A 25,301-nucleotide genomic window follows, 5' to 3' on the forward strand; every position below is an offset into this window, starting at 1 on the left:
AGCATTCAGCCCAGGGATAGACAATCGTGGAGACCCCCATGCACACCGAATCGACTCGCGAGAACCCGAAGGCCACCGCGCCGCAGGGTGCCGATCAGGTCCAGGAACTGACCGCCACCGCCCCTGGCCAACTGCGCGTGATCAAGCGTAACGGTACGGTGGTGGGCTACAGCGTCGACAAGATCAAAGTCGCCATCACCAAAGCCTTCCTCGCCGTCGAGGGCGGTACCGCCGCCGCGTCGTCGCGCATCCACGATACCGTCGCGCGCCTGACCGAACAGGTCAGCGCCACCTTCAAGCGTCGCATGCCGTCTGGCGGCACCATCCACATCGAAGAGATCCAGGACCAAGTCGAGCTGGCGCTGATGCGTGCCGGCGAGCACAAGGTGGCCCGCGACTATGTGATCTACCGCGACCAACGCGCCAAGGAGCGCGCCAGCCGCTCGGCCGCCGGCGCCCCCGCCGAGCCGCACCCAAGCATTCGTATCAAGCGCGACGACGGCAGCCTCGCACCGCTCGACATGGGCCGGCTGAACACGATCATTTCCGAAGCCTGCGAAGGCCTGGAAGAAGTCGATGGCGGGCTGATCCAGCGTGAAACCCTGAAGAACCTCTATGACGGCGTGGCCATAAAAGACGTCAACACCGCGTTGGTGATGACGGCCCGCACGCTGGTCGAGCGCGAGCCGAACTACTCGTTCGTGACCGCGCGCCTGCTGATGGACACGCTGCGCGCCGAGGGCTTGGGCTTTTTGGGCGTTGCCGACAGCGCCACCCACCACGAAATGGCCGAGCTGTATGCCAAGGCCCTGCCCGCCTATGTGGCCAAGGGCGTGGAGTTCGAGCTGCTGAACCCGGAGCTTGCCCACTACGACCTGGAAAAGCTCGGCAAGGCCATCGACCACCAGCGCGACCAGCAGTTCACCTACCTGGGCCTGCAGACCCTGTACGACCGTTACTTCATCCACAAGGACGGCATCCGTTTCGAACTACCGCAGGTGTTCTTCATGCGCGTGGCCATGGGCCTTGCCATCGAGGAAAAAGACCGCGATGAACGCGCCATCGAGTTCTACCGCCTGTTGTCGTCGTTCGACTACATGGCCTCCACGCCGACCTTGTTCAACGCCGGCACGCTGCGCCCGCAGTTGTCTTCGTGCTACCTGACCACCGTGCCGGACGACCTCTCCGGCATCTACGGCGCCATCCACGACAACGCCATGCTGTCGAAATTCGCCGGTGGCCTGGGCAACGACTGGACGCCCGTGCGCGCCCTGGGCTCGTACATCAAGGGCACCAACGGCAAATCCCAAGGCGTGGTGCCGTTCCTCAAGGTAGTCAACGACACCGCCGTGGCGGTGAACCAGGGCGGCAAGCGCAAGGGCGCGGTGTGCGCGTACCTGGAAACCTGGCACCTGGACATCGAGGAATTCCTCGAACTGCGCAAGAACACCGGTGACGACCGCCGCCGCACCCATGACATGAACACCGCGAACTGGATTCCGGACCTGTTCATGAAGCGCGTGTTCGAAGACGGCAAATGGACGTTGTTCTCGCCCTCGGAAGTGCCCGACCTGCACGACCTGACCGGCAAGGCCTTCGAAGAGCGCTACGAGTACTACGAAGCGCTGATCGAATACGGCAAGGTCAAGGTGTACAAGGTGCTGCAAGCCAAAGACCTGTGGCGCAAGATGCTCTCGATGCTGTTCGAAACCGGCCACCCCTGGCTGACCTTCAAAGACCCATGCAACCTGCGCAGCCCGCAGCAGCATGTGGGCGTGGTACACAGCTCGAACCTGTGCACCGAGATCACCCTGAACACCAACAAGGACGAGATCGCCGTCTGCAACCTGGGCTCGATCAACCTGCCGAACCACATCGTCGACGGCAAGCTGGACACCGCCAAGCTGCAACGCACCGTGAACACGGCCGTGCGCATGCTCGACAACGTGATCGACATCAACTACTACTCGGTGCCGCAGGCGAAGAACTCTAACGTCAAGCATCGCCCGGTGGGCCTGGGCATCATGGGCTTCCAGGACGCGCTGTACCTGCAGCACATCGCCTATGGCTCGGACGCCGCCGTGGAATTCGCCGACCGCTCCATGGAAGCGGTGAGCTACTTCGCGATCCAGGCCTCTTGCGACTTGGCCGACGAGCGTGGCGCCTACGACACGTTCCAAGGCTCGCTGTGGTCCAAGGGCATCTTGCCCTTGGATTCGCTGGCCACCCTGATCGAGCAACGCGGCGCCAAGTACATCGAAGTGGACCGTACCGAATCCCTGGATTGGGCACCGGTGCGCGAGCGCGTGCAAAAAGGCATCCGCAACTCGAACATCATGGCCATCGCCCCGACCGCGACCATCGCCAACATCACCGGCGTGTCGCAGTCGATCGAGCCGACCTACCAGAACCTGTACGTGAAATCGAACCTCTCCGGCGAATTCACGGTGATCAACCCCTACTTGGTGCACGACCTGAAGGCACGTGGACTGTGGGACTCGGTGATGATCAACGACCTGAAGTACTACGACGGCTCGGTACAACAGATCGAACGCATCCCGCAGGAACTGAAGGACCTTTACGCCACCGCGTTCGAAGTCGACACCCGTTGGATCGTCGAAGCCGCCAGCCGCCGGCAGAAGTGGATCGACCAGGCCCAATCGCTGAACCTGTACATCGCTGGCGCCTCGGGCAAAAAGCTCGACGTAACCTACCGCATGGCCTGGTTCCGTGGCCTGAAAACCACCTACTACCTCCGTGCCCTGGCTGCCACCAGCACCGAGAAATCGACCATCAGCACCGGCAAGCTCAATGCGGTATCCAGCGGTGGCGACAGCGCCCCCGTGCAGGCCGCGGGGCCGGCACCGGTGCCCAAAGCGTGCGCCATCGACGAGCCGGATTGCGAGGCGTGCCAATAGCCGCCCTGGTAGCGCGGTAAACCTACGTTACCCAGCCAAGCCCCTGTAAACACGATCACGTGCTTTACAGGGGTTTTTTATGCGCCAGGGTTATCCCGCCAAAACCGCGTGCACCTATACCGTGCCCCCCTTCACCGAGCCTTTTTCGCCACCGCTGGCGCCAAGCCGGCAGTGCATGGCAACGCTGCCCTTAGGTTAACGGCCTCTGGCCCTCGCAGGCCGCGCGATAGTGTTTTAAAACATAGGCTATTGCGGCCAGCACCAGCCCCTTCGCCGAGGTGGCCCCCAGGCCGTTGGCAATCTGTGGGTACAGCTGTGGCAGGTACTGGCTCACCAGCGTGTCGGGAATGGGCCTGTCGCCCAATGCCTCAAACAGCGCCTCGACCGCCTCGGCAGCGGCTTCAAAGGGCCAGTAATAACGAATTCGGTCGCTGTAGCTGAAGTGCCGCTGCAACCGCAACGCCTGCTCATCGCCATGGTAGTACTTGTCCCAGTAATGGGGCTTCGCCTGCATCAAGGTTTCCATGGTTCGATGCAAACGTTGGGGTTCGGCCACCACCCCCAGCGTGGCGGCGATGTGGTCCAGCGCATACAGCGCCTCGCGCAACGCGAATGTCAGCCCGGGGCCCACTTTGAGGATGGCGAAACCGTCACTGACCAGGTGCGCCAGCGCGGCGGCCGGCTGGTAATCGGTGGAGTGAGCCTCGAATACCACCTGCGGCGCCTGCTGCAAAACAGCGCTGAGCCCGCGTGCCTTTGCGGGCGCGTAGATAACCACGTTTTCATTGCCGAATTCGACGCCAGGCTGAACCACCAGCCCGACCACCCGTGCGAAAGCGCTTTGCAAGCCAAGGGCCCTGAAGGCCACGCGATGCAGCGCCAGGGTTTCCCGCGCAGCCTGCGGCGTGGTGACCAACAAACCCTCTACCCTTTCCAACGCGCCACCGGGCACCGGCACCTCGGTGCCGATCACATACACGGGCAAAGGCAGGCCGGCGGCAACCACCGTACGTTCGACCACTGCCGCCAGCCATGCCGCGCGCTCGGCGATCAAGGGTCCCGGCAAGGGGTTTGCTTCACCCGCGCAGGCCATGCTGGTGTCCAAGTGGATTTTCGAAAAGCCTGCCCGTGCATAGGCCTCAAGCATTTTTTCCGCTTTGCCCATCGCCTGTTCGGCGGGCAGATCTTTCCAGGGGTTGGGGCCCAAATGGTCCCCACCCAGTATCAGCCGATCAGGATCAAAGCCCACCTGCCCGGCGATGCCCAGCACAAACTGGCGAAAATCCGCCGGTGCCATGCCGGTGTACCCACCCTCATGGTTGACTTGATTACAGGTGGCCTCGATCAGTACCGGCCCCAAGGCTGCCTGCGCCTCGCGCAACGCCGCTTCGATCACCCACGCATGCGCCGAGCACACCGAGGTAACCCCTACTGGCTTGCCCTGCGCATGTGCCTGCGCCAGTTTTTGAAGATAATGAGCCTGCATGGTGCCGCCTCCGGATAACAGTGGGAGGCCACCTTACGAGAGCGAAACGATCAAAATCAATCATATTTTTGATTGCCAGTGATTTTTTAAACGCTATATTCCCATCCATTGAATCACTAATGAGCAATTCAAGTGACCAAAGACGAGCGCCTTTCGCTGATCTGTCAGCACCTCTACAGCCATGGCGAAAGCACCATCCAGACCATTGCCGAGATTGCCGACGCCTCCCTGGCGACGGTTCGCCGTGATTTACTGAGCCTGGAAGCCGACGGCACGATACATCGCACCCATGGCGGTGCGCGCATCGCGAAAAGTGCCGGTGTTGAAGTCGCGTTCGACCTGCGCGAAAACCAGAACCTGTTCGCCAAACGCGCCATCGCCGAGGTGGCTTACGAGCAGATCGTTCCCGGCTCGACCGTTTTTCTCGACGCCGGCACCACCGTTCTGCAACTGGCCCGGCGCTTGCGACTTGATCCACTGCCCCTGTCGGTGTTCACCAATTGCCTGAACGTGGCTCAGGTGCTGATGAACACCCCTGGCATCACCCTGGTTTTACTGGGCGGCCAATTGCGGGCGGAAAACGCCTCGATGGTCGGCGCATTGGCCGAAGCGATGATCGAGAACCTCTGGTTCGACCAATTGTTTCTCGGTGCCGGCGCCATCGCACCAGATGCTTGTATCTATAGCCTCGACGCCAGCGAAGCGCAGTTGAACCAGAAGATGCTGGCCCGCGCGGGGCACACCCTGCTGCTGGCAGATTCGAGCAAGTTCGACCAACGCCTCACCTATCGCGTGGCGCCGCTGAACCCATCACTTACGCTGATCAGCGACGAGCTATTGCCCGCCAATTGGCGGGCCAGGCTGAAAGAGGTGGGGTGCACGCTATTGAAGGCGTCCAGCCAAGCGATTGCAGCCGAGGGCCAAACGGCATGAGCGCTTGCGTTCTGGGGTTGGACGGCGGGGGTTCGAAAACCCTGTTGGCAATCGCCAATCGCCAGGGCCAGGTACTCAAGTTAGAGGTGAGCCCTGGGCTCGACCCGGTGGCCAATGTGCACTGGCAAGCTCAACTGAACGCGCTGTTGCAGCCCGCGGCCGGTTTACCCCTGGCGGCCGCGGTATTGGGGCTGCCGCTGCATGGCGAACTGGCCGAGTGTTCAATCGCCCAAGGCCACCGCCCAGCAGGCGCTGCCTTGCCCGGTGACCGTGGAAAACGACGTGCGTATTGCCTTCGACGGCGCATTCATCGGGGCGTCGGCCGGCGTGCTGATACTGGCCGGCACCGGCTCGATGGCGTGGGCCAGCCGTAACGAAAGCGGCGCGGCGCCGGTACGTGTCGGTGGCTGGGGCGACGTCTTCGGTGACGAGGGCAGCGCCTACTGGATTGGCGCCCAAGCGTTGGTCATCGCCAGCCGCACCCTGGACGGGCGGGCCAACCAGCCTCGGTTCACCCAGGCGTTACTGGATCACCTGCACCTGGCCCCCGAACAACTGGCCGGCTGGGTCTACCACGTGGCAGACCGTCGCGCCAGCGTCGCGGCGCTGGCGCGGCAAGTGTCGGCCTGGGCAGGCGCCGGTGATAGCGCCGCCATTGAACTGTTGCACGCCGCTGCCGGGCACCTGGCCGAACACGTCAGCGCTGCCTGGCGTGCCATCGGGCTGCAGGGCCCGCCTGTGTGGAGTTACGCGGGGGGGGTGTTCACAAACCCGTTGATCGCCGAGCAGCTTCGCCATCAGCTGGGCACCGCCCCGCGTAGCCCACGCTTGCCACCGATTGGCGGGGCACTTTGGCGCGCCGCCCATAACGCGGGATGGAACCCCGATAACAGCTGGATAGAACACCTGTCGTCAAGCCTACGCAGCACCCTTGCACTGCCATCAACCTCCCCTTTTCCGATGTAGAGGCTTTGCCATGCTCCGACGCCATTTGATTGCATCGCTGGTGATGTTGCCCTTGTCGTTCGCCGTACCGGCGTTCGTGCCCAGCGCCAGCGCGGCCGACACCGTGGAAGTGTTGCTGCCGCCTTGGGGCACCCTGCCCAAGGCGATGACAGACCGCCTGGCTGCCGAGACAGGCACGGCCTTGGACACCCAAACCTTGGGCTGGGACCAGATCCTGACCAAGATCGCCACCTCGATGATCGCCGGTAGCCCGCCTGCCGACGCCACCGAAGTGGATTGGTCCTGGGTCGGGCAGTTCGGCGCCGCCAACTGGTATCAGCCCCTTGAGGGTGTGGTGGACGCCGCCACGATCGCCGACATTCCTTCGGCGAAGTTGTTCGTGTTCAACGGGCAGTTGTTGGCAGTGCCTTACGCCAACGATTTTCGCGTGCTGATTTACAACCGCGACCACCTCAAGCGTGCCGGTATCGCCGCGGCACCCACCACGCCGGAACAACTGCTGGCCGACGCCAAAGCGATAAAGGCCAAGCACATCAGCCAATACCCCATCGCCCTACCGCTCTCAGCCAGCGAGGGCAGCGCCACGGCGTGGTACCTGCTGACCAAGGTGTTCGGCGGCGAGCTGTTCAACGACCAGTTCGAGCCTCAATTCGTTAAGCCGGATTCGGCCGGCTACAAGGCCATGGCGTTTGAGGTAGACGCGCTCAAGTCGGGGCTGATCAGCCCAGCGGCGACGGGCCTGAAAGACGTCGAAGTTCAAGAGCTGTTCAAAAAGGGCGAAGCCTCGTTCGACCTCGCCGGCTGGGCGGGCAACGTGGCGGTGTACAGCGACCCGGCCAAGTCTAAGGTCGCGGACCAGGTCGCGGCGGCGCTGATGCTGACCACCACCGGTACCGCGCGGACCATCGGCTTGCCCGAAGCCGTGGGCATCCCGGCCAGCGCCAAGAACAAAGGCGGCGCCAAGGCCTTCATCAACTGGTTCGTCAAGCCGCAGAACCAGATCGACAGCTACCAAACCCTGGGCAACCTGCCCACCCGAACCAGCGTGCTCAAGCAGCTCAACAGCGAAGGCAAGCTCAAGAGCGGCGATGTCATCCTCCAACAGGCCACACTGGTCGACCCGCTGTTCAAACAAGGCACCCCGGTCTGGTATCCGCAATTTACCAGCGCAGTCTCCAGTGCCTTGAACCAAGCGGCCAAAGGTGAACTGACCGTTGCCCAGGCCGTGGCCCAGATTGCCGAACAAGCACAGAGCGCGATGCAGCCGTGATGAACCTAGCCTCGATCAGGCAGCGGTTGCGGCCGGTGGCGGGGGAAACCTGGCTGGGGCTTGCGTATGTGCTGCCGATCATCCTGGTGATGGCCAGCTTGGTGTTCGTGCCGCTGGTGACCACGGTGATCGATAGCCTGTACCGCATCGACCCGATGCGGCCGGGCACGCCGTTCATTGGGGTGCTCAACTATAAAAACCTGGCGGCGGACAGCAATGTTCAGCACGCGACCTGGAACACGCTGGTTTACGTGGTCTTGGCAGTGCTGCTGGAAACCGCCGGCGGGTTGGCCGCCGCCTTGTTGCTGAACAAGGTGCGCCGCGGTAGGCAATGGTTGCTGGCGGTACTGGTGCTGCCCTGGTGCCTGCCGCCGGTGGTCAACGCCTTGGTGTGGTTGTGGATTTACAACCCCAGCTACGGCTTGCTGAACAACCTGCTCAAAGCCGTTGGGCTACTCGACAATAACGTGGTGTGGTTCAACGATCACAACACGGCGTTACTGCTGGTGGCGCTGGTCCACGTGTGGCGCATGTTGCCGCTGACCGCGATCATCCTGCTGGCCGCGCTGCAGGCCATCCCCGCCGACCTGTACGAGGCCGCCAAGCTTGACGGCGCCGGGCGTATCAAGTGTTTTCGGATGATCACCCTGCCGCTGATCGCGGGCGGCCTGGCCATAGCGCTCAGCCAATCGACGGTCTTCGCCTTCAACCTGTTCGATGAAGCGTGGATTCTCAACGGCTCAAGCTTGGACACGCGCAGCCTGATCATCCAGGTGTACATGTCGGCGTTCCAGAATCTGAAATTCTCCTACGGCATGGCGCTGTCGGTACTGGCCATGATCGCTTCGCTTGTGGTGTCGCTGGTCTATGTGCTCAAGGTGTACCGCGAAACGAGGTTCGACTGATGCGCAAGCTCACGCTGCACTATCTTGGCCGCGCCGGCTTCGCCCTCGCCGTGCTGGTGTTGCTGCTGTGGTCCTTGGGGCCGGTGTATTGGGCGGTGCTCACCAGCTTTACCGACCCGCGCGACATGCTCAGCGAACACCTGAGCCTGTGGCCGCAACACCCGACCCTAGAGCACTTTGCCAAACTGTTCGGCGCCAGCAGCGCCTCCCAGGGCAACGAGGTGCAGTCGGTGTGGCCGCAGTTTTCCAGGGCCTTCGTGAACAGCCTGGTGACCTCCGCCGCAGCCACGCTGGTCACCCTGGCCGCGGCGGCTTTTGGCGGTTACGCCTTCGTCAGGTTGCGCTTCCCGGGCCGGGATTTGCTGTTTGGCCTGGTGGTCGCGAGCATGGCGGTGCCAGCGTACACGGTGATGATTCCGTTGTACCGGCTGATGATTTCCCTGCACCTGATCGACACCTACCTGGGCGTGACGCTCATCTACGTCTCGGCCTTCCTGCCGCTGGCGTTGTGGTTGATGCGCAGCGTGTACCAGTCGCTGCCGGTGGCGTTGGAAGAAGCCGCCTGGCTGGACGGCGCGGGCCGCACCTACACGCTGGTGCGCATCGTGCTGCCCCTGGCCGCGCCTGGGCTTATCGCCACGGCCATCCTCACCTTTCTCAGCGCCTGGGGGCAGTTCATGGTGCCGCTGGTGTTCTCCCCGTCACTGGCGACCAAATCACTGACCGTGCTGATTCCAGAGTTCGTAACGCGCAACTACGTCGACTATGGGCTGATGAACGCCGCCGGTGTCGTCGCGATGCTGCCGCCGGTACTGCTGGTGATTTTCCTCAACCGTTTCCTCGTGCGTGGCCTGATTGCCGGCGCGACCAAATAACCTCTGAAGGGTCCTTTTCATGAACATCACTGAACAAGTCATCGTCGAGCAGTTTCCATTCTGGGGGCCTGCGTTGGCTCAGCCACTGCCAACGCTCAACGCCTCCACGGTGGTGGTGGTCGGCTGCGGCACGTCTTATTACCTGGCGCAGGTGGTGGCCAGTGCGCTGAACCTGAATGGCCAGTGCGCGATCGCCGTACCGGGAGGTGAATGGGCCCGGCGCCCGGATGCCTACCTGGCCGCCACCGAGGATGCCCAGGTCATTGCCTTGTCGCGCAGCGGCGAATCCACTGAAACCGTACAGGCCGTGCAAGCCAGCCGCGTGCGCGGCTTGAAAACCCTGGGCATCACCTGCGAAAGCGCCAGCAGCCTGGCGCGTTGCAGCGACGAGGTGCTGTTCGCCCCTACCCACGCCCTGGAAGGGATCGTGATGAGCAGTTCCGCCAGCCTGATGCTGTTGTTGGGCCTGCGGCTGGCCGGCGTCGAGGTAAGCGCGGCTATCCCGGCCCAGGCAGAGCAAGCCATGCACGCGCTGGACGGCCTGTTGAGCAGCAGCGTGCTGTCGCGCTCGCATTTCGTGTACCTGGGCGGCGGCGCGTATTACGGGCTGGCGAGCGAGGGGGCGTTGAAGCTGCAAGAGATGAGCCTGACCTATACCCAGGTGTTCCACCCGATGGAATATCGACACGGCCCCATCAGCTTGGTAGACGAAAAAACCTGCGTGGTGCTGATCTATAGCCCGCAAACCCGCGACGAAGAAGCAAAACTGTATGTCGAACTCAAACAGAAGGGCGCGCTGGTCATCGGTTTTGGCGGGCCCGGTGACTTATCTGTCGAAGTGCCCCACACGGGTTTGCACCGGAGCCTGGTCATTTTGCCGGCGCTTCAGTTGTTGGGCGAGCGCCTGGCCCAACACAAACACCTGGACAGCACCGCGCCGCGCCACCTCACGAAGGTTGTGCGCCTCTCCTGAATCAGTGGGCCCGGTATAGGTAGTGTTCCCGATATGGCAACCGTAACTATCCAGAAACTTCGTAAAAACTACGGCGCGATTCCGGTGTTGCATGGCATTGACCTGGCCATCGCCGACGGCCAATTCGTTTCGCTGGTCGGCGCTTCAGGCTGTGGCAAGTCGACCCTGCTGCGCATGATCGCGGGCCTGGAAAGCGTCACGGCCGGCACGATAGACCTCAATGGGCGGGTGATCAACGACGTCTCGCCCAAAGACCGGGACATCGCCATGGTGTTCCAGAACTACGCGCTGTACCCGCACATGACGGTTGCGCAAAACATGGGGTTCAGCCTGCACCTGCGCAAGGAATCGCCCGCGCGCATCGACCAGGCGGTAAAAGAAACAGCCGCCTTGCTTGGGCTGTCGAACTACCTTGACCGTTACCCCAAGGCCCTGTCCGGCGGGCAGCGCCAACGGGTCGCCATGGGCCGCGCCATCGTGCGCCATCCCCAGGTGTTTCTGTTCGATGAGCCACTGTCGAACCTGGACGCCAAGCTGCGCGTGCAGATGCGCATCGAAATCCGCACCTTGCAACGAAGGCTAGGCACCACCGCGATCTACGTGACCCACGATCAAATGGAGGCCATGACCATGTCTGACCTGATCGTGGTGATGAACGGTGGCCGGATCGAGCAAGTCGGCGCGCCCATCGACGTCTATGACCGCCCGGCGAATCTATTCGTGGCGACGTTCATTGGCTCGCCCGCCATGAACCTGATCGAGGGCGTGCTCGAGCATGAACAAGGCTTATCCCAGGTGCGCGTGGGCGGCCAGCGGATTGCAATGGGGCGGCGTATCGACCTGGCGGCGGCGGCGCCCGTGGTGATGGGCATTCGCCCCGAGCATTTGGCCCTGGCGCCGGCTCAGGGCCTGGAATTTACCCTGCCCTTCAAGGTCGACCTGATCGAGCCAACCGGCGCGGAAAGCCATGTTTACGGGCAAACCGGCAGCACATCGATCGTGGCTGCGTTGTCGCGCAAAGACGACCTTCAACTGGGGCAGGCTGTCCATTTGCGGGGCCAGTGCGAACATATTCACCTGTTCGACAAGGCTACTGGGGCGCGGCTGGATTGAGCGCCTAAAAGCTTGATCGGGCCGGCGGCCCTGCAGGGCAAATTGGCATACCTTGGGCGCGCAAGCCTTTATCGATTGAAGGGGGGCGGGCTGTGCCCCTGGTTATGCGAAGCCGGAGACCCTGCACCTGTTATTGAAGGTGCGTACAAAGGCTGACGGGGCTGCCAAAGGCTGGAAATGCGCGGTATCATTCCCTGCTCTGAAGGGCACACGGTACTGGCTGGGCATTGTGGGCGGGCTATCCTACCGGCCCACTGCAAGCGCCCGGCTATTCAGTTTTTATTCAAGCCAACAGAACGCTATCGGTGGCCTGCCCATAAGCCTGGCGCGGCACCCTGGGTGCGCGCTGTACCGATCGTGAGCACACTTACCCTCCACCACAAAACACCATATTTTGTGATTTCAATCATGAAATACACCATATGTAGTGCTATGCTCCCCCCGAAGTGAATAAACCCCCGTCGGAAAACATCGCCGGCGCGCGCAATCAAGGCTGCTTTTTCGTATAATCGTTACCCCCGTTCAGGCTGCCCAGCAGCAGCGCCGAACAACCATTTGCAGTGCGCACGAGGCCTCATTCGTCGGGCGCCACACACGCGTTTCAATATCCACCTGCCGCCACGGCGGCCCTCTGGCAGGAGCAACATCACCATGCTGAGCTGGGAAGAATTCGACAAAGAAGACGGCGACGTACCTGCCGCTAATAACACCGCGCAACAGGCCCAAGGCCCTGCCGGTAGTATCGACAAACTCGACAGCGCCGGCGACGCCGCGGCCCACGAAGCCCGCGAAATTGCCGCCGACGACAGCGCGGCGGTGGCCCGTGCCAAGGCCGCCCTGAACGACCTGGACATCGCCGAAGGCCTGGCCGAACTCGAAGGCTCCGCGGCGCGCGTGACCGTAGATGCCAAGCGCATGATCAACTGCCGCGCCGACCTCAACCAATTGGTACCCTTCAAGTACGACTGGGCGTGGCAAAAGTACCTCGACGGCTGCGCCAACCACTGGATGCCGCAAGAGGTCAACATGACCGCCGACATCGCCCTGTGGAAAACCCCGGAAGGCCTGACCGACGACGAGCGCCGCATCGTGATGCGCAACCTCGGCTTTTTCTCCACCGCCGACTCGCTGGTGGCCAATAACCTGGCCCTGGCCGTGTACCGCTTGATCACCAACCCCGAGTGCCGCCAGTACATCCTGCGCCAGGCGTTCGAAGAGGCGATCCACACCCACGCCTACCAGTACTGCATCGAATCACTGGGCATGGACGAAGGCGAGATCTTCAACATGTACCACGAGATCCCTTCGGTGGCCAAAAAGGCCGCCTGGGGCCTGAAGTACACCCGTGCCATTTCCGACCCCGAGTTCGACACCGGCACCCCGGAAACGGACAAAGAACTGCTGCGCAACCTGATCGCCTACTATTGCGTGCTCGAAGGCGTGTTCTTCTACTGCGGCTTCACCCAAATCCTGTCCATGGGCCGGCGTAACAAGATGACTGGCGTCGCCGAGCAGTTCCAGTACATCTTGCGCGACGAATCCATGCACCTGAACTTCGGCATCGACGTGATCAACCAGATCAAGATCGAAAACCCGCAGTTGTGGGATGCCGAGATGAAGGAAGAAGCCACCCAGATGATTCTGCAGGGCACCCAACTGGAAATCGAATACGCCCGCGACACCATGCCACGCGGCGTATTGGGCATGAACGCCGCGATGATGGAAGACTACCTGAAGTTCATCGCCAACCGGCGCCTGAGCCAAATCGGCTTGAAAGAAGAATACCCAGGCACCACCAACCCGTTCCCGTGGATGAGCGAGATCATGGATTTGAAGAAAGAAAAGAACTTCTTCGAAACCCGGGTGATCGAGTACCAAACGGGTGGGGCGTTGAGCTGGGATTGAGGCGGGCCTCACTCTTAGTCATCAAACCCTATCGCCTACCCATTGAGGAAGCAGTCTCGCCTCGATGGGTGTGCGAATGAGTTCGTACGGCGTCAGTCAAGAATACGAAAGATCGCCTCAACCTCTACGGTCATATTGCCCGGCAGCGACCCCATCCCTACCGCCGACCGGGCGTGCCGCCCGCGCTCGCCGAGTACTTCGACGAACAGGTCGGAGCAGCCGTTGATCACCTGCGGATGCTGGCCAAACTCTGGCGTGGCGTTGACCATGCCGAAAATCTTCACCACCTCGAGCTTGTCCAGGTCTGCGTACAGGGAGTGCGCCACCGCCAGCAATGCCAGCCCGGCGAGGCGGGCATGCTGGTAGGCCTGATCGGCGCTGACCTCAGCGCCTACCTTGCCTTGGTGATAACCGCCGCTATCATCACGCGGCCCCTGCCCCGACAAATAAAGTAGATCACCCAGGCGTTTGCCGGGCACATAGTTGGCCACCGGCGTGGGCACAGTGGGCAGGCTCAGGCCGAGCGCCGCCAGGCGTATGAGTGCAGTCATCGTGTGAATCTCCAGGGGTGCTTATTGCCAGGCGGCAGGGTCGGCAAAATCCTTGCTTTCGGGGAGGGTCTGGCCGCCGTCGACAACGATGGTGGTACCGGTGATATAGGCCGCCTCGTCGGAGGCCAGGAACAGCGCCGCATGGGCCACGTCATCGGGTAACCCGAGGCGGCCCAGCGGAATGGATTTTTCCATGTTGCTGATAAAGCTCGGGCTGCGCCCGGCGCTCAGCCCTTCGGTGAGGATGTTGCCCGGCTCGATACCGTTGACGGTGATGCCATAGCGCGCGAATTCCAGCGCTGCGGAACGGATCAAACCGTTGATGCCGGCCTTGCTCGAGGCATACGCCGCGACGCCTGGGTTGGCCACCCGCGGGCCAGTGATGGAAGAGGTGAACACCATCTTGCCGCCGCCTTGGGCACGCATCGCCGGCAGGCACGCACGGGTGGCCAAAAAGCTGCCCGTAAGGTTCACTGCCAGCACGTCCTGCCACTGGCTGAGGGTCATGTCCTCAAGCAGATAGGACGGATAGATGCCGGCGTTTTGCAACAGAATATCGATGCGGCCGAAGCGGGCCAACGCCAAATCCGCTACCGCTTGCATATCGGCTTCGACCGCCACGTTGGCGCGTACGAACACGGCCCGCTCCGGGGGCAGCTCGGCCAGCAGGCGCTCGCCGCTGTCGGCGTCAAGGTCGGCCAAGACCACCCGCGCGCCTTGCTCGACGAAGCGTCGGGCCATGGCCGCGCCAATGCCCTTGGCGGCACCGATGATGATCGCCACACGGTTTTTCAGACGCCCTTTCATTTCATTTACTCCATCACAGGCCACGGCGCGTGAGCCCCTGCCCTGTTCAATCATCGATAGCGACGGGCGCGGGCTCGCGAGAGCCCGGCGCCGTCAGTTACAGCTGGTTTTATAGAAGTACTGGCTGATGTTCTTATCCGCCATGTTGTCGCGGGTGGCGACCACGAACGGCAAGAAGTTGTCATGCTTGACGCTGGCTTTGTCGACCTGGTGGCGGATCAGTTGCGCACTCAGCTTCACCGCCTCGTAGCCCATGTTGTAGGGCTGCTGAATGATCAGCGCGTCGTAGATGCCGTCTTTAAGGTCGCGGATCTGCTGTGGGTCGGCGTCGAACGACACCAGTTTGACCTTGCCGCGCAAGCCAGCCTCCATGATCGCGGCCGAGGCCCCGGTGGCGGCTGCCGAATGGGTGACGTAAACACCCTTCAGGTCGGGGTTGGCCTGGATCGCCGCAGCCACTTGCTGCGCCGCCTTGGTAGAGCTGGTTTCAGGGTAGGCGACCGGCAGCAGCTTGGCATTGGGGTGGTCTTTTTTGAAGGTGTCGACAAACCCTTTGACCCGTGCGTCGATGTCCGGCAAACCGGGGCGCATGCCGACCACCAGGAACGTACCGGTGTCACCGGCCACCGCGACCATCGCCTTGGCCGCGGCAACGCCGCCGAGCAAGTGGTCGGACTGCACGCTCTGGGTTTCCACTGGCTGATCGAGCGGCGCGTCCACGGTCACCACGTGCACGCCTTTGCTTTCAAGGTCCTTGACTTGGGAAATCAGCGCGCCGCCATCGGTGGGCGCCAATACGATGCCTTGCGGATGCAATTGCAATGCGGCGTCGATAAACGGCTGCTGCAGGGCGATGTCCCAATCCGGCGGGCCGTTCCAGCTCAACTGCACGTTGAATGCCTTGGCCGCCGCTTGTGCGCCGCATTGCATCGAGGAATAGAACGGGATGCCCACCTGCCCCGGCAGGAACGCCACAGTGACCGGATCTTCGGCATGGGCCTGTGCCGCCAAGGCCGCCGCCATAATGCTCGCAAGCGTTACTGCCAACTTCATCTTCATCGTCATCTACCCTCTGCTGAGCTATCAAAAGCCGCAAGAATCACGGACAAGGCATGAACCGGTGAGGCACCCACTAGAAACGGGTTTGGCGATTACGCTGGTCGATGTACACCGCTGCGATAACGATCAGCCCGACCAGGATCAACTGGTAAAAAGAATCCAGCCCCATGATCACCAGGCCGGTGCCGAGCACCACCGGGATCAAGCTACCGACCAGCGTGCCTTGCACCGAGGCCATGCCGCCGAACAGGCTGGTGCCGCCGATCACCGCGGCGGCGACCGCCTGCAGGTTGTCGGTCTGGTGGCCGCCGATGTTGGTGGTGGCGAAGCGCGAGATGTCGAGCAGTGCGGCGACACCGCACAACACGCCCATCAGCGCGAACAGCTTGAGCAGGTGCAGTTTGTGATTGATGCCGGCACGGCGGGCGGCGTCCACGGATGACCCCAGCGCCAAGGTATGAACACCGAAGCGGGTCTGTGCCAGCACGAACCACAACAGCATTACCAGCGCCAGTGACAGCAATACCGGCAGCGGCACCAAGTCGAACAAGCGGTAGGTGGCGAAGTCTGTTTGCAAGGCCCGGGGAATGTCCGGAACGTTGGCGCCGTGGGTCAGCACCAGCGCCATACCCAGGCCAATGGCGGTAGTGGCCAGCGTGACCAGGAATGAACTCAGGCGCAGCGTGGTCACCAACAGGCCGTTGACCAGCCCGAACAGCGCGCCCGAGCCCAACGCCACCACCACCCCGACCGCCACGGCCAGGCCCAGGTGGGGATAGTCGCCCACGGCAACTTCATCGGGGGTGCCGGCCAGCGCGGTGATGGTCTTGGCCGCAAGGATCGAGGCCAGCACGATGTTCGAACCCACCGACAGGTCGAACTCCTTGGCACCCAGCAAAAAGGTCATGCCCACCGCCAGCAGCACGAGCTGCGACGCATTAAGGGCGATGTTGAAGAAGTTGTTCACGCTAAGGAACGCATGGTGCGGCGAAATCAGCGAAAACAGTGCGACCAGCCCCAGCAGGATCAGAAACATCCAGAACGCCGTGGTTTCCCTTAGCCGGTAAAACCAGGTGGAACCATCGTCATAAGCAAGTTTGTTCACGGTACGAGCCTCGTGCGAACAGCCATGGATAAGCCCAGCAACAGCAACGGCAGCGGTGCATCAAGTGGGTTTGGCGCCCAGCATCACGTCCACCACATCCCTGACGGTGACCTCGGCGGGAACCAGGTTGGCGATTGCCACGCCTTGGCGCATGACCACGATGCGATCCGCCAACGCCAGTACCTGAGGCAAGTCGTGGGAGATGAGCAGCACCGCCAGGTTGCGTTGGGCAGCGGCGCGAATGGCCTCGTAGACCATATCGCGCTGGCGGGTGCCCAGCGCTGCGGTCGGTTCGTCCATGAGAATGGCGTGGCGCGCCCATTTGATGGCGCGCGCAATGGCTACCCCTTGGCGCTGGCCGCCAGACAAGCTCTGCGTGGTCGCGCGGTAACTCTTAAGCTTCGCCCCCAACTCGGTCAAAATCCGTGTCGATTCCGCAAGCATTTGCGGGCGATCGAGCATGCCGATACGCCCCCGCCAGCCTGGCGCCTTGAGTTCACGGCCCAGAAAAACGTTCTCTGCCACCGACAGGTCTGGCGCCAGGGCCAAGTCTTGGTACACGGTTTCGATACCGAAGGTTTGCGCGTCCTGGGTCGAACGCAACAGCACCTCCTTGCCGTTGACGCACAGCTGGCCGCCAGTCGGGGCATGCTCGCCGCTGAGGACCTTCATGAAGGTCGACTTGCCGGCACCGTTGTCGCCGACCACGGCGGTGATTTCGCCGCGATACAGCTCCATGGAAACACCCTTTAGCACTTCCAGCGAACCGAAGTTCTTGGTGATACCGATAGCCTGCAACGCTGGCTCCCGACGCCCCACCGATGGCAGGTGGGCGCCGCCGTTTGCGGGGGCCGCTTGCGCCGCCAGGTACTGCTGAGGTGAATGCATGTCGCGCGCCTCGCAAATGTCGTAGACTGTGGACGTAATCGATTCACGTAATCGATTACGTTGCGTGTTTGCTTTATAGTGGCAACCTGCAGATGGCGTCAACACAATTATTGAAAATACCGTGCGCTGCCCCGGCTGCCGACGCCAGGCGGCGCCGAAAAAACACCCCGCCCGGTGCCCGGCGTTGCCACTGCCGGCGCCGGCCTTCACTGCCTTAAGGATTGCAACGCGTTGAAAGCCAACAGAAAACCCACTATGCAAGACGTTGCTCGCGAAGCGGCGGTGTCGACCGCTACCGTTTCGCGGGTACTGGCCGGGTTCAAGGGTGCGACCTCCGATGACACCGCCGAACGAGTGCGCGAGGTCGCCGCTCGCCTGGGCTATGTGGTCAATTCGGTCGCCGCGAGCCTGCGCAAGGAACGCTCATCGTCGGTCGGCCTGATTCTGGCCGATGTCGCCAACCCATTCTTCGGTGCCCTGGCCAGCGGCGTGGAAAGCACCCTGACGCAACAGGGCTTCGGCGTACTGTTGGCCAGCTCCGGCAACGATGCCGATGAAGAGCGGCGCTTGCTGCGCCTGATGGCAGAAAAACAAGTGGATGCGGTGATCATGGCCAGCTCCGCGGCCGGTGGTGAACATATCAACGAAGCCATCGCCCGCGGCATGCGCATCGTGCTGGTGGACTCCGAATTGCGGGACGTCGATGCCGACACCGTCGTGGTCGACAACCAAAGCGCCGCGCAGATGGCTATCGAGCATTTGCTGGAACAAGGGCACCGCGACATCGCCATCATCACCGGCCAACTGCAGGCCTCGTTCGACCGCGAACGCCTCGCCGGTTATCAGCAGGCCCTTAACGCTCAGGGGTTGAAGCCGCTCAAGCGCTTGACCCTGTGCGGCGACTCCACCTTCGAAGGCGGCCATGCGGCGGTCACCACCCTGCTGCGCAAACGCGCCAAAGTGACTGCGGTGTTCGCCACCAACAACCTGATGAGCATGGGCGCCATCACCGCACTGCTGGAAGCCGGCCTGTCGATTCCAGACGACATATCGCTGATCGGCTTCGATGACTTGGAGTGGTACCCGATCTTCAAGCCAGCCATCAGCGCCATTGCCCAGCCGGCCTACCAGTTGGGCCAGGTGGCCGCACAGCGCCTGCTCCAGCGCTTTGCCGCCGACAACGTGCTGGCGACCGAGCGGGTGGTACTGCCCACGCAATTGATCCTGCGGGCCAGCACCGCCCCACCGCTTTACCACCGTTAAAGGTTAACCACCATGCCTTCGTTTGCCCTGGTCGATGCCCATGTGCACTACTACGATCCCAGCCAACTGAATTACCCGTGGCTGGACAACGTTCCGGCGATCAAGGGCACCTACCTGCCCGCCGACTTCGCCGCCGCGACCGAGGGCATCGCCATCGACAAGCAGGTGTTCGTCGAAGTGGACGTCGCACCAGGCCAGGAATTGGCCGAAGCGCGTTTCGTGCAGGGCCTTGCCCGCAGCGACCGGCGCATCCAGGGCATCGTCGCCTCGGCCGCCATCGAGCGGGGCGCCTGGGTCAACGACGAGCTAGACCGGCTTGGCGAGGTCGCGTTACTCAAGGGCGTGCGCCGCTTGATCCAGTACCACGAGGCGGTGGATTACTGCCTGCAACCGGCCTTCGTCGAGGGCGTGCAGCAGCTCGGCCGGCGCGGCCTGAGCTTCGATATTTGTATTCGCCACCAGCAACTGGCCAGTGCGACCGAGCTGGTACGCCGCTGCCCCGATGTGCAGTTCGTGCTGGACCACATCGCCAAGCCGGGGATCGCCAATGGTGTGCGGCACCCCTGGTGGGAAGAGATCAAAACGATTGCGCAGCTGCCTAATGTGGTCTGCAAGGTCACCGGCGTAATCACCGAGGCCGACCCGCTGCACTGGACCCTATGCGACATCCGCCCGTACATCGACCACACCCTCGACTGCTTTGGGCTGGGGCGTGCGCTGTTTGCCAGTGACTGGCCGGTGATCAACCTCGCCGGTGCCTATCGGCCCTGGGTGGCGGTGATGGACGAACTGCTCAGCGGTTGCTCGGCCAGCGAGCTTCAGCAGTTTTACCGCGACACCGCCATTGCGACCTACCGGCTTTAGGCACCAAAGCGGCCTTGGCGATACTCATGGCGCAGCCCCATGAGTATCTTGCCGAGCACGTTATGCCCCTGCCCCTGGTATTCGCCCCAGTAGCGGGCAACTTCGCTGTCATCCGGGGCCCATTCCACCAGGCGTGCATTCTGGGTGCCGAGCAGCAAGGCGCGCAGGTCCGGGTGCTGGTCGAACTTGGCCCGCACGATGCCGGTCATGATCTTCACGTGGTCCTCATACCAATGGTCGACGGTTTGCTCGGGTGCCAGGGCGTCACCGGCCGCGGCCACTAACTCCGCTGTGGGTGCCGCCATCAGCCATTCGCGCAATGCCGGCCTGGCCTTGAGTACCTGGTAGGCATGTTCGGCAGTGGCATAGCGCTGCCCGGCGTACTCCAGCGCTCGAGGGTGCAGGTTGCTCAGTGCGCAGAACTCGCCATGGCGAGGATCGTAGAAACGTATTTCGTTCATTCCAGGCCTCTGGGGAAGGGCGGATGGTCGCTGAGCCGATAAGAGAATGGCTTGCCGTGTTCGCTACTGTATGGTGTGATGTAGTCAGAACGCAATCGATTACGTAATAATTCCGTAGGGGCCGCCGTGATCACTTTGTCCGATATCGAATCAGCCGCAGAACGCATTGCGCCTTTTATCCGCCACACACCGTTGGTCCCCGCTACGGCGCTGCGCGAGCCGGTCACGGATGCGCGGTTGTGGCTCAAGCTCGAATGCCTGCAGCCTACCGGGTCGTTCAAGGTACGCGGTGCCACCAACCGCCTGCTGACCACACCGGTGGAGCAACTGCGCAATGGCATCGTCACGGCCTCTGGGGGCAATCACGGCTTGGCTACCGCGCGCGCCGCCAGCGTTGCCGGCGTACCGGCAAACATTTTCGTGCCCCGCAGCATCACCCCGGCCAAATTAGACAAGCTCGCCCGTTGGGGTGCACAGGTGCACGTGGTGGGGGATGTCTGGGATGAAGCCAACGAGCAGGCTTTGGTATTTGCCGCCGAGCACCAAGCGGCCTATTTCCATCCGTTCGCCGACCCAGCGGTGGTCGCCGGCCAAGGCACCTTGGGGCTGGAAATCCTGCAGGCGTTGCCCGACATTGACGTGATCCTCGTGGCGATCGGCGGCGGCGGGCTGATTTCCGGCATCGCCACCGCGCTCAAGGCGCTTAAGCCCTCCGTGCGCATCATCGGTATCGAACCGGAAGGCTCCCCCACCCTACACGCCTGCTTGCAGGCGCAACAGGTGGTACGCCTGCCCGCGGTCACTACGCAGGTGGCGACCATGGCCTGCGGGCGTACCGAAGAACGTGTTTTCGAATTGGCGCGGCATGCCATCGAGCAGGTGGTACTGGTCAGCGATGCCGCGTTACTGGACGCAGCCCGGTGGTTGTGGTTCGAGTTTGGATTGGCCGCAGACCTCAGCGGCGCCGCCGCGATTGCCGCGCTGCGCTCAGGTAAGCTGGCCCTGCCAGCAGGCCTCAATGTCTGTGCCCTGGTGTGCGGGGCTGGGCAGGAAGGTATATGAAAAGGGCGGCCGGCGCCGCTATCTGATCGCCCGTGGCATACCCGATGAAACACCCTGGGGTTGCCCCGCCGTGGGTGACCGCGCTCAAGCGAACGGCATGGGCCCTGGGAATGCCCCAATAGGCACCCAATGGGTGATAAGCCCGGTGTCAGGCTTCCAGTGGTGCAGCAACAGGGCGGGGGGTTCTAGATAGGATGCTTCTTCAGCGCCGGGCTCCAGCGCAAGGCCGATGGCCGTGGTGGTGCTGGGCGCCGTACACAATAGGGTGCCGCCGAAACGCAGTTGCATCGCCCGGTGGACATGCCCACACACCACCCGCTCCACCGCCGGGTATCGTTCAACGGTGCGGGCGAGGCGCTGGGCGTTGAAGCAGGCGTAGGGGTCGATATAGGGAATACCGCTTAAAAACGGCGGCTGGTGCAGCATGATCAAGGTAGGCCGCTCCGGCTCCTGGGCAAGCGCACCTTCTAGCCATGCCTGCGCCGCTTCGTCCATATCGCCGTGGTGTTGGCCAGGCACGGTAATGTCCAAGCCAATGATACGAACCGGCCCAAGCCCGGCTGCAACGAAATGCAAAGGCCCTTCGCTGGCCGCCAGGCTCTGTTCAGCAAAAGCTGCCCGGAACCGTGCGCGGTCGTCATGGTTGCCAGGAATCAACAGCAGCGGCTGCTCGATACCCGCCAGCAGCATTTTTGCCATCTCATATTCGGCGGGTAAGCCTTCATCCACCAGGTCGCCGGTGATGATGACGACATCCGGGCGCGGTCGCAGGGCATGTAGATGCTCGATGGCTTGCTTACACATCTTGTTCGAATCCACCAGCCCCTGGTAGAGCACGCCCTGTGGCCTGATGTGTAGGTCTGACAAGTGGGCAATCAGCACGGCGTGTCTCCAGGGGTCGCTGTTGGCGCAGGGTAACAGCCATGCACGCGGAACAGTCTATAAGGCTATGCCAAGCGCCTTTAGCACGTACAGCCCGATTGGAGCGTTGAGGGCAGAAGGTAGTGCAGACGGCTGGCAGAATCGGTAGCTGATCGCACCTGCAAACGGCCGATACGGCGGCCCGGAACGCTTTACCACACGGAATTTTTACCAACCGGTCACCATTCAATGACATCCACTTCTCTACTGTGAGGCAGGCTTTCTCCCTGCACAGTGCCTCATGAAAATCTTGATCATTGAAGATAACCGCGACATCCACGACAACATTGTCGAGTTCCTCAAACTCAAGGGCCACCACGTCGAGGGGGCCTTGGATGGGCTGACCGGGTTGCACTTGGCCGCCTCCAAGGATTTTGATGCGATCATCCTCGACATTATGTTGCCCGGCGCGGATGGTTATCACATTTGCCGCACATTGCGCCAACACGCACACTCCAATGCCGCGATCTTGATCCTCACCGCGCGCGACGAGTTGAGCGACCGGCTGGTGGGGTTCGAGGTGGGCGCCGATGATTATGTGGTCAAGCCATTTGCCATGGCCGAAGTGGTGGTGCGTTTGGAAACCATCGTGGCCCGCCGCCGCGGCCGTAACCCGCGAATTTTGCAGGTCAGTGACCTGCGTTATGACCTCGATACCCTGGAGGTGACCCGTGCCGGCCACCCGGTGCGCTTGACGCCCACCGGGCTCAAGCTGCTTGAGGTGCTGATGCGCCGCAGCCCCGCGGTGGTCAGCAAGCGGGTACTGGAAGACGCTGTCTGGGGCCGTGACCTACCCCGAAACGACATTATAAAAAGCAATATCTATCTGATCCGCCGCGCTATCGACAAGGGTTTTGAGCAGCCCTTGGTGCATACCCTGCACGGCCTGGGCTACAAGCTCAGTTCGCCCTGAACTCATTACTGTTCGTTCTACGCCCGTACGCTTTGCTGTGCCACAAGGCGGGCGCCATGGTGCCCGCGCTGCCAGCCACCGTGGAATGCTTCTAGCCCCGGGCCCGCGCAGCCTGGGCTTAGCCCAATAAGCCCAATACCGCCAGCCGTGACCATTCGTTTCGGCGCTTTTCACGAAAAACGTTCCTGCCCGTGCCTAGTGTGGCACCTCGGAAGTTGCCCGCACTCCGTTTGGCGGTGCCGTTCGCTGCTGGGCCACGGTGCTCGGCAACACCCTCCATGCGTCAAGGTTTGCGCGAACTTCTGAGAGACCCCATGGGTTCCCCTGCTACTGGAGCGCGCCCTCTTCTGGGCGCGCACGTTAATTGAATGCAGACGGCTTTCATTCGATGGCGAAGTTCAAAGCGGTACGGCCCGAAGCGGTCACCCTGGCAGCCAGCATATTGTTGCTGACCCTGTTCAATATTCCGTTGTGGCACCACTTGGCACCGATTACCCAGGCTGCACATGGCTGGCTGCTGCGCAGCGTATTCCTGACCATGGTGCTGCTGCTATTTAACTTTGTGCTGTTCATGTTCGCCAGCCGGTGGACGCTAAAGCCCCTGCTGATGCTGCTGTTCGTGGTCAGCGCTGCGGTCGCGTACTTTATGAACGAATACGGCATCTTCATCGATGCCAGTATGTTTCGTAACGTCGCCGAGACGGACGCCAGCGAGGTACGTGGGCTGCTCTCGGTGAAACTGGCCGGGTACCTGCTCGGCTTGGGCGCGCTTCCGTGCGTGTTGCTTTGGCGGTTGCCCATCCATTACCGGCCTTTCTCCCGGGCAGTGCTCAGTAAATTCGTAGTGGGCATGTTCAGCGCCTGCGCTGTCGGGCTTTTAGCCATGGCCAACTACCAAGGCTTGTCGTCGTTATTGCGCAATCACCATGAATTACGCCTGTTGGTAGTGCCCAGCAATGTGATCGGCGCCACCATGGCCTATCTCGCAGAGAACGTGTCTGCGGTTAAACAACCCTTCGTGCAGGTTGGCCTGGATGCGCACCTGGCCCCAGCCTGGCAGCAGCATGCGCGCAAGTCGCTGACGGTATTGGTGATTGGCGAGAGCGCCCGCGCCGAAAACTTCGGCCTGTTCGGCTATAGCCGCGACACCACGCCGGAGCTTGCCAAAGTGGCGGGCTTGGTAGCTTTCCCGGATGTGCATTCTTGCGGCACGGAAACCGCGGTATCGCTGCCATGCTTGTTCTCCAACCTGCCGCGCAAGGATTATTCGGCAAGCGTGGCAGCCCGCCGCGAAGGCCTTTTGGATGTGCTGAAGCGAGCCGGGCTGGACGTGCTGTGGATCGACAACCAAGCCGGCTGCAAAGGGGCCTGTGCCCGGGTGGCCTACAGCAACGTCAGCAATGCAGCCGACCCTCGCTACTGCTCAGGCGGCGAATGCCACGACGAGATTCTGCTGCGTGACCTGCCGGCGCTGCTGGCTAACCTGAAGCAGAACACCGTACTGGTGTTGCACCAGATGGGTAGCCACGGGCCTGAATATTACAAGCGGGTACCGCCCGGCTATGACCACTTCCAACCCGTGTGCGAGAACAATGCCCTGAACGCCTGCGACAGGGGGCAGATCATCAATGCTTACGACAATACCCTGCGCTATACCGACCATGTGCTCAGTGAGCTTATAAACACCCTGCGCAGCCACGACGGCCAGGTGGATACCGCAATGCTCTATGTGTCTGACCATGGCGAGTCGCTGGGCGAATACAACCTGTTCCTGCACGGCACGCCCTACATGCTTGCGCCTGAACAGCAAAAGCACGTGCCGATGCTGGCGTGGTTCTCCGATGGCTACCAAAAGGATTTTTCCCTCGATGCGCGATGCCTTCAGGCCTCACGTGACCGCCCGCTCAGCCACGACAACGTGTTTCACTCCATGCTTGGGCTTTTGCAGGTAGACAGCCAGGTATACGACGCTGGCTTGGACATGTTTGCAGGTTGCCGGCGCTAGCGGGGTGTTTCTGCTATGGGCATGGGTGCGATGTGCGAGACACCCTGCATGATACGCA

22 protein-coding genes are annotated in these 25,301 nt (G+C 62.1%); 14 read left to right on the plus strand and 8 right to left on the minus strand.

Features of this window, described 5'->3' with window-relative positions:
- Positions 1-38: 38 nt before the first annotated feature.
- A complete protein-coding gene (locus HAQ05_RS10565) occupies positions 39-2,918 on the plus strand; it encodes a ribonucleoside-diphosphate reductase subunit alpha (RefSeq protein ID WP_190420188.1) in 2,880 nt (959 codons plus the stop codon).
- 190 nt (positions 2,919-3,108) lie between these two features.
- Here the strand turns inward: HAQ05_RS10565 and HAQ05_RS10570 are convergent, their stop codons facing one another.
- On the minus strand, positions 3,109-4,404 hold the full coding sequence (locus HAQ05_RS10570) for a D-tagatose-bisphosphate aldolase, class II, non-catalytic subunit (RefSeq protein ID WP_190420190.1): 1,296 nt from the start codon (positions 4,402-4,404) through the stop codon (positions 3,109-3,111).
- Between the two features lie 132 nt (positions 4,405-4,536).
- Here HAQ05_RS10570 and HAQ05_RS10575 point away from each other — a divergent pair, with 132 nt between their 5' ends.
- The 8 genes from HAQ05_RS10575 (at position 4,537) to HAQ05_RS10610 (ending at position 13,344) form a co-directional block, all read left to right on the plus strand.
- Complete coding sequence (locus HAQ05_RS10575; protein ID WP_190420192.1) at positions 4,537-5,337, plus strand: DeoR family transcriptional regulator; 801 nt, start codon at positions 4,537-4,539, stop codon at positions 5,335-5,337.
- Between the two features lie 201 nt (positions 5,338-5,538).
- Complete coding sequence (locus tag HAQ05_RS10580; protein ID WP_238936501.1) at positions 5,539-6,303, plus strand: N-acetylglucosamine kinase; 765 nt, start codon at positions 5,539-5,541, stop codon at positions 6,301-6,303.
- Positions 6,304-6,313: 10 nt separating this feature from the next.
- Positions 6,314-7,573 (plus strand): extracellular solute-binding protein, encoded by a 1,260-nt coding sequence (locus HAQ05_RS10585; RefSeq protein ID WP_190420194.1) that lies wholly within the window; start codon positions 6,314-6,316, stop codon positions 7,571-7,573.
- Positions 7,573-8,478 (plus strand): carbohydrate ABC transporter permease, encoded by a 906-nt coding sequence (locus HAQ05_RS10590; RefSeq protein ID WP_190420197.1) that lies wholly within the window; start codon positions 7,573-7,575, stop codon positions 8,476-8,478. Before HAQ05_RS10585 ends, HAQ05_RS10590 begins: the two co-directional genes overlap by 1 nt.
- Positions 8,478-9,353, plus strand: a complete 876-nt coding sequence (locus tag HAQ05_RS10595) for a carbohydrate ABC transporter permease (RefSeq protein WP_190420199.1) — start codon at positions 8,478-8,480, stop codon at positions 9,351-9,353. Before HAQ05_RS10590 ends, HAQ05_RS10595 begins: the two co-directional genes overlap by 1 nt.
- Positions 9,354-9,372: 19 nt before the next feature.
- Positions 9,373-10,326, plus strand: a complete 954-nt coding sequence (locus tag HAQ05_RS10600; protein WP_190420201.1) for an SIS domain-containing protein — start codon at positions 9,373-9,375, stop codon at positions 10,324-10,326.
- Positions 10,327-10,359: 33 nt separating this feature from the next.
- Positions 10,360-11,439, plus strand: coding sequence for an ABC transporter ATP-binding protein (locus tag HAQ05_RS10605; RefSeq protein WP_190420204.1), 1,080 nt, complete (start codon positions 10,360-10,362; stop codon positions 11,437-11,439).
- A gap of 651 nt (positions 11,440-12,090) precedes the next feature.
- Positions 12,091-13,344 carry a ribonucleotide-diphosphate reductase subunit beta gene (locus HAQ05_RS10610; protein ID WP_190420206.1) on the plus strand — a complete coding sequence of 418 codons (1,254 nt, stop codon included), beginning with the start codon at positions 12,091-12,093 and terminating at the stop codon, positions 13,342-13,344.
- 92 nt (positions 13,345-13,436) lie between these two features.
- On the opposite strand, the gene HAQ05_RS10615 is transcribed toward HAQ05_RS10610, so the two are convergent.
- From HAQ05_RS10615 to HAQ05_RS10635, 5 genes are all read right to left on the minus strand, one after another.
- Positions 13,437-13,895: a RidA family protein gene (locus HAQ05_RS10615; RefSeq protein WP_190420208.1), complete on the minus strand. Its 459-nt coding sequence runs from the start codon at positions 13,893-13,895 to the stop codon at positions 13,437-13,439.
- A 21-nt stretch (positions 13,896-13,916) separates the two neighbouring features.
- Positions 13,917-14,702, minus strand: coding sequence for an SDR family NAD(P)-dependent oxidoreductase (locus HAQ05_RS10620; RefSeq protein ID WP_190420210.1), 786 nt, complete (start codon positions 14,700-14,702; stop codon positions 13,917-13,919).
- Positions 14,703-14,795: 93 nt separating this feature from the next.
- Complete coding sequence (locus tag HAQ05_RS10625) at positions 14,796-15,761, minus strand: ABC transporter substrate-binding protein (RefSeq protein WP_190420212.1); 966 nt, start codon at positions 15,759-15,761, stop codon at positions 14,796-14,798.
- A 73-nt stretch (positions 15,762-15,834) separates the two neighbouring features.
- On the minus strand, positions 15,835-16,866 hold the full coding sequence (locus HAQ05_RS10630) for an ABC transporter permease subunit (protein WP_190420214.1): 1,032 nt from the start codon (positions 16,864-16,866) through the stop codon (positions 15,835-15,837).
- Between the two features lie 60 nt (positions 16,867-16,926).
- On the minus strand, positions 16,927-17,754 hold the full coding sequence (locus HAQ05_RS10635) for an ATP-binding cassette domain-containing protein (RefSeq protein WP_190420216.1): 828 nt from the start codon (positions 17,752-17,754) through the stop codon (positions 16,927-16,929).
- Positions 17,755-18,009: 255 nt separating this feature from the next.
- On the opposite strand from HAQ05_RS10635, the gene HAQ05_RS10640 reads away from it, so the two are divergent.
- Both HAQ05_RS10640 and HAQ05_RS10645 read left to right on the plus strand, forming a co-directional pair.
- Positions 18,010-19,017 carry a LacI family DNA-binding transcriptional regulator gene (locus HAQ05_RS10640; protein WP_190420218.1) on the plus strand — a complete coding sequence of 336 codons (1,008 nt, stop codon included), beginning with the start codon at positions 18,010-18,012 and terminating at the stop codon, positions 19,015-19,017.
- Positions 19,018-19,029: 12 nt separating this feature from the next.
- Positions 19,030-19,881 carry an amidohydrolase family protein gene (locus HAQ05_RS10645; protein WP_190420220.1) on the plus strand — a complete coding sequence of 284 codons (852 nt, stop codon included), beginning with the start codon at positions 19,030-19,032 and terminating at the stop codon, positions 19,879-19,881.
- On the opposite strand, the gene HAQ05_RS10650 is transcribed toward HAQ05_RS10645, so the two are convergent.
- Positions 19,878-20,342, minus strand: a complete 465-nt coding sequence (locus HAQ05_RS10650; protein WP_190420222.1) for an NADAR family protein — start codon at positions 20,340-20,342, stop codon at positions 19,878-19,880. The two genes, HAQ05_RS10645 and HAQ05_RS10650, sit on opposite strands and share 4 nt — an antisense overlap.
- 126 nt (positions 20,343-20,468) lie before the next feature.
- On the opposite strand from HAQ05_RS10650, the gene HAQ05_RS10655 reads away from it, so the two are divergent.
- The gene (locus tag HAQ05_RS10655) at positions 20,469-21,404 is read left to right on the plus strand and encodes a pyridoxal-phosphate dependent enzyme (protein ID WP_190420224.1); all 936 of its coding nucleotides are present in this window, start codon (positions 20,469-20,471) and stop codon (positions 21,402-21,404) included.
- An 84-nt stretch (positions 21,405-21,488) separates the two neighbouring features.
- Here the strand turns inward: HAQ05_RS10655 and HAQ05_RS10660 are convergent, their stop codons facing one another.
- Positions 21,489-22,286, minus strand: a complete 798-nt coding sequence (locus tag HAQ05_RS10660; RefSeq protein WP_190420227.1) for a metallophosphoesterase — start codon at positions 22,284-22,286, stop codon at positions 21,489-21,491.
- A 280-nt stretch (positions 22,287-22,566) separates the two neighbouring features.
- Between HAQ05_RS10660 and HAQ05_RS10665 the strand changes: the two genes are divergently transcribed.
- Together HAQ05_RS10665 and HAQ05_RS10670 are read left to right on the plus strand one after the other, a co-directional pair.
- Positions 22,567-23,238, plus strand: a complete 672-nt coding sequence (locus HAQ05_RS10665; protein ID WP_190420229.1) for a response regulator transcription factor — start codon at positions 22,567-22,569, stop codon at positions 23,236-23,238.
- A 388-nt stretch (positions 23,239-23,626) separates the two neighbouring features.
- Positions 23,627-25,243 carry a phosphoethanolamine transferase gene (locus HAQ05_RS10670; RefSeq protein WP_190420231.1) on the plus strand — a complete coding sequence of 539 codons (1,617 nt, stop codon included), beginning with the start codon at positions 23,627-23,629 and terminating at the stop codon, positions 25,241-25,243.
- Positions 25,244-25,301: the final 58 nt, after the last annotated feature.

Origin of the sequence: Pseudomonas typographi (assembly GCF_014694385.1) — a bacterium.
Lineage (GTDB): Bacteria > Pseudomonadota > Gammaproteobacteria > Pseudomonadales > Pseudomonadaceae > Aquipseudomonas > Aquipseudomonas typographi.